The organism is Nocardiopsis listeri (assembly GCF_020741345.1).
GTDB classification, from domain to species: Bacteria; Actinomycetota; Actinomycetes; order Streptosporangiales; family Streptosporangiaceae; genus Nocardiopsis; species Nocardiopsis listeri_A.
Window position 1 is genome coordinate 1 of record NZ_DYZD01000181.1, and the last position, 5,142, is coordinate 5,142.

Consider the following 5,142-nt stretch of genomic DNA (forward strand, 5'->3'; position numbering starts at 1 on the left):
GACCCTCCCACTGCGCCAAGGGCAGAGCGGCACATGGTTCTCAAGGGCCCATGGCCACGGGCTTGCGGGCGCACCGGCCCGTGTCGAGGCCCCGAGCACCCCCGGCCGAGGGACGTTCGGCAGACTGGACGGCCACCCCCGCAGAACGAGGTACACGATGACCGCTCATCCCGGACCGTCCGAGCGCGGAGCACGGGGCGGCCTGCTCCGCCCGTCCCTGTCCCCCTGGGTCGAACTGCGCGAACCCGCCGCGGACCACGCCCCGGGGCGGTTGCGCGCGGTGTTCCTCGGGGTTTCCACGATCCTGCTCACCGACGGCGAGACCGCGGTGCTGACCGACGGTTTCTTCAGTCGCCCGAGCAAGCTCGATCTGGCGTTCAAGCGACTCGCCCCGAACCGGGCCCGGGTGGAGGCCGCGCTCGCGCGCTTCGGCCTCTCTCGCCTGGACGCGGTGTTCGTGGTGCACTCCCACTTCGACCACGCCCTCGACGCCCCCCTGGTCGCGGAACTGACCGGGGCGCGGCTCATCGGCTCGGAGTCCACCCACAACATCGCCGCCGGCCAGGGACTGGAACGCGACCGGTGCGACCCGGTGGTCCTGGGCGAACCGATGCGGTTCGGCTCACTCACGCTCACCGCGCTGCCGGCGGAGCACAGCCCCGGCGACATCGCCCCCGGCGTGATCGGCCGTCCGTTGCGGAGCGGGCGCGCCGGGGACTTCAAGACGGGTGACTGCTACTCGCTGCACGTGGCCCATCCCGACGGGGAACTGCTGATCCACGCCAGCGCCAACTGGCTTCCGGGTGCCCTCGACGGCCACCGCGCGGACACGGTCTACCTGGGGGTGGGCGCCCTCGGCAAACAGGACGAGCGGTTCCGGTCCGACTACTGGCACCACGTCGTGGAGCGCACCGGCGCGCGGCGAGTGGTGCCGATCCACTGGGACGACTTCACCATCTCCCTGAACCATCCGCCACGACCGCTGCCCCGGTTGGTCGACGACCTCGGCTCGTCCCTGGACTTCCTGTCCGGGCGGGCCCGGGACGAGGGCGTGGACCTGGCCCTGCCGGTCCTGGGCCGGCGCACCGATCCGTTCAGGACCTGAGCCGGTCACCTACGGGCCCGTGCCGATCCGACCGGGCACCGGCCGGAACCACCGGCGGCCCGCCCCCACAGAACTGGGGCAGCGGGCCGTGTCTCAGGAGAGCGGGTCAGGACCGCCAGGTTCGCACCACATGCAGCACGACCGCGATCACGGCGAGGATCCCCCACGCCATTCCCTCAGGGGTGGCCTCGGCCGCCCAGGCGGCGACGACGATACCGAGCGTGCCCCACCCGGCGACCTTGCGTGTCCGTTCGAAGCGTGTGGTGGGGCCTGACCGATCGTGCTCCCCCTCACCCTTCGATGCGGTCTCCGATTCCATGCGTGTGGCCAGCGAATCGGCGATCTCGGTGTCGAAGTCCGGGCCGAGTTCGCGCGCGGTGAAGATCGCGGTGGCGATCTCGTCGCGCAGGTCGGTGGCACGGGCGGGGGGTGTGGTGGCGGTCCAGCCGTGCGGGTCGGTGGTTCGAGCGGGGGGTGTGGTGGCCATGATGTCTCTCCTCCAACGGTTTTACAGGCCATAGCAGCCCGAGGGCGAAGCTCTGAGACTACGACACGGTCTCCGACCCAGGTGTAGCCACGCGGGATGGCGAAGCGGCCGTTCGCACTGGTCAGGATGCGAAGGCGAACATCCTGCGCTAACATTTCGAACATAGGTTCGACAACGGCGTCTTCCCCTTCTGCCGGTCACGGAAGGGGTGTCACCGGTGTTCGCGCATCTGCGTTCGACGTCGTCGTTCTCCTTCCGGCACGGCACCGTACCGCCCGCGGCCCTGGTCGAACGGGCCGCCCTCGATCGGCAGCCGGTGCTGGCCCTCACCGACAGGGACGGGCTCTTCGGGGTCACCGAACACCTTCGAGCCTGCGCGGAGACCGGCGTGCGCCCCGCGCTCGGGGTCGACCTGGCCCTGGCCTCGCCCGAGGGCGGCCGGGTGGTCCTGCTGGCCCGTGGCGCCCAGGGCTGGACCAACCTGTGCCGACTGGTCACCTCCGTCCACCACTCCCCCGGGCCGGTGGCCGCCACCCCCGAGCAGATCACCGAACACCGCGAAGGACTGGTGGTGCTGCTCGGCAACGACTCCGACGTGGGCCGCGCCATGACCCAGGGCCTGCCCGTGCGCGCCCGCGACCTGCTGCGCGCCTGGCGGGCTCCGGGTGTGGAGGTCGCTCTGGCTCCGCACGACCACGGCGCCGCCGGGCAACGCCGCACCGCCCGGGACCTGATCCGTCTGGCCGACGACGAACACGTACTGGCGGTGCTCACCAACGCGGCCCGCTACCCGACCGGTGAGCACGCCGGGGTGGCGCGGGCCCTGGACCGGATCCGCAGGCACGCCCCCGGCGGATACCGGCCCGAACCCCGCACCGACCGCGCGCACCTTGCCACCGGCGAGGAGATGCACCAGATCGCGGCCGGAGCGTGCGGCGGGGACACCGCGCGCGCCCGCCGCCTGGTCGCCCACACCCTGGCCCTGGCCACCTCCTGCGCCTTGGACCCCACCGCCGACCTGGGTTGGGGCCGCCTCCACCTGCCCGACCGGCACGAGGCCGCCGCCGAGCTGCGCTCCCTGGTCACCGACGACGCCGCCGCCATGGGGCGGGCCGCCGAGGAGCGCGCCCGGCGTGAACTGGAGGTCATCGACCGGATGGGGTTGGCGAGCTACTTCCTCACCGTGGCCGACGCCGCACGGGCCATCAGGGACAAGGACATCCGCTGCTTCGCGCGCGGGTCGGCCGTGGGCAGCCTCGTCGTGCACCTGCTCGGGATCTCCGCGATCGATCCCATGGAGCACGGGCTGTTGTTCGAACGGTTCTGCACCCCGAGCCGCCCCGGTCTGCCCGACGTGGACCTGGACGTGGAGTCGGCGCGCAGGTTGGAGGCCTACGACGCGGTGATCGCCGCCCACCCCGGGGAGAGCGCGGCCGTGGCGATGATGGAGACCTACCGGGCGCGCAGCGCTCTGCGCGACGCCGGGACCGCTCTGTCCCTCCCCGCGGTGGAGGTCGACCGGATCGCCTCGGTCTTCCCCCGGGTGCGCGCCTCCCGGATCACCGAGACCGCGCGCGAACTCCCGGAGCTGCGAAACCTGGACGGTCTGGACACCGCGCACGTGAAGAGGCTGTTCGCGCTGGCCGAGCGGCTGTCCGGGCTGCCCCGCCACGTGGCGATGCACCCCTGTGGCCTGGTGCTGTCCGACCACGCACTGGGTGATCGGGTCCCCACCCAGCCCTCGGGCGCCGGTTATCCGATGGTGCAGGCCGACAAGGAGGACGTGGAACACCTGGGTCTGCTCAAGCTGGACGTGTTGGGGGTGCGGATGCAGTCGTCGCTGGCCCACACCGTCGAGGAGATCGGCCGGACCGAGGGGGTGCGCCCGGACCTGGAGGCCCTGCCGGACAGCGATCCGGCCACCGCCCACATGGTCGGCGCCTCCCACACCCTGGGCTGCTTCCAGATCGAGAGCCCGGGCCAGCGCGAGCTGGTGTCGCGGCTGCGCCCCCGCGGGGTCGCCGACCTGATCGCCGACATCTCCCTGTTCCGGCCGGGTCCCATGGGCACCGACATGGTCGGCTCCTACCTGGGCGCGCGAGAGGGCACGGAACCACCCCGGTCGCCCCACCCGTCCCTGGCCCCCGTTCTGGCCGAGACCGGCGGCGCGCTGCTCTACCACGAACAGCTCCTGCGCACCCTGGACACCATGACCGGTTGCGGGGCCGACGAGGCCGAGGCGATGCGGCGCGCGCTGGCCACCGACCAGGGTCGCCGGGAGGTGCGGACCCGGGTCCACACCCTGATGGCCGAGCGCGGGCACGACGGGCGGACGGTCGAGGACACGTGGCGGCTGGTGGCGGCCTTCGGCGACTTCGGGTTCTGCAAGGCGCACGCCGCCGCGTTCGCCCTGCCCACCCACCAGTCCGCCTACCTCAAACGGCACTTCCCGGCGGCGTTCTACGCCGGGGTGATGACGCACGATCCCGGTATGTACCCGCGGCGGGTGCTGTTGCACGACGCCCGCAGGCTGGGGGTTCCGGTGCTCGCGTTGGACGTGAACGTCTCCGGTCGGCACTGGCACGTGGAGGCCGATCCCGAGGGGCGATGGGGGTTGCGGCCGTCCCTGTCGGACGTGGGCGCCCTCACCGTGGCCGAACTCGATCGGTTGCTGGCCCGGCGGCCGTTCACCGACCCGCGCGACCTGCTCGCCCGGGCCTCCCTGTCCCGTGAGTCGGTGGACGACCTGGTGCTGGCCGGGGCCCTGGATTCCCTGGCCGGGGTCACCGACGCCCCGGGCTCCCCGGACCGACGCGACGTCCTCGTACACGCCCACACCCTGGTCCGAGCGCACGGGGTCGACCGCGCGGGCGGCCACGTCGTGGGGGGCACGGCCGACCAACTCTCGTTGAGCACCGGCCCCACGGAGGTGCCTGTGGGAGCCGGGGCTCCGATGACGCACGACGAGCGCGTGGCCGAGGAACTGCGGGTGTTGGGCTACGAGCTGTCCGGGCACCTGTTGGACCGGCACGCCGAACACCTGGCGGCGCTGGCCTCGGCCCACGACCTCGTGCAGGCCGAGGACCTGCACCGGGTTCCCGAGGGTGCCCGGGTCCTGGTCGCGGGTGTGCGAATCTGCACACAGACCCCGCCCACACGGTCGGGGCGCAGGGTGGTCTTCACCACCGTGGAGGATCGGACCGGGCTGGTCGACGTGGCCCTGTTCGAGGACGCCCAGCGGCACTCCGCGGCCGCGGTGTTCGGCTCCGACCTGGTGGCGGTCCACGGTCGGGTTCGGCGGGCGGCCCCGGGCGCGTTGCCCACCCTCACCGCCACCCGGGTCCGCTCCCTCGACGAGAACGCCCCCTGAACATGGGATTACCTTTTGCCCACATAAGAGGCGAAAGGCCCGATATCAACGAGCCTTACGGCTCCTCGTGCCCGGCCCTACGTCCCGATTCACGCGCCACACCCCTGCCGGGGAGGCGTGACGGCGCCTCGGTAGGGCACTCTCGAAAGGGGGTCGGACCGCGCGCGGGCGCGCGCGGCG

3 protein-coding genes are annotated in these 5,142 nt (G+C 72.6%); 2 read left to right on the forward strand and 1 reads right to left on the reverse strand.

All coding sequences use genetic code 11. The features are described from left to right. The first annotated feature begins 157 nt into the window (after positions 1 to 157). Positions 158 to 1,105 (forward strand): MBL fold metallo-hydrolase, encoded by a 948-nt coding sequence (locus K8V84_RS09955; RefSeq protein ID WP_304073401.1) that lies wholly within the window; start codon positions 158 to 160, stop codon positions 1,103 to 1,105. Between the two features lie 106 nt (positions 1,106 to 1,211). Here K8V84_RS09955 and K8V84_RS09960 read toward each other — a convergent pair whose 3' ends face one another. After that, the gene (locus K8V84_RS09960) at positions 1,212 to 1,592 is read right to left on the reverse strand and encodes a hypothetical protein (protein ID WP_304073403.1); all 381 of its coding nucleotides are present in this window, start codon (positions 1,590 to 1,592) and stop codon (positions 1,212 to 1,214) included. A 217-nt stretch (positions 1,593 to 1,809) separates the two neighbouring features. Between K8V84_RS09960 and dnaE the strand changes: the two genes are divergently transcribed. Next, positions 1,810 to 4,962 (forward strand): DNA polymerase III subunit alpha, encoded by a 3,153-nt coding sequence (dnaE, locus tag K8V84_RS09965; protein ID WP_304073406.1) that lies wholly within the window; start codon positions 1,810 to 1,812, stop codon positions 4,960 to 4,962. The last annotated feature ends 180 nt before the right edge of the window (positions 4,963 to 5,142 follow it).

Excerpts from the sequence above, each read along its gene's own strand:
- K8V84_RS09960 (WP_304073403.1), bottom strand. The coding sequence starts at position 1,592 with ATGGCCACCACACCCCCCGCTCGAACCACCGACCCGCACGGCTGGACC.
- K8V84_RS09955 (WP_304073401.1), top strand. The coding sequence starts at position 158 with ATGACCGCTCATCCCGGACCGTCCGAGCGCGGAGCACGGGGCGGCCTG.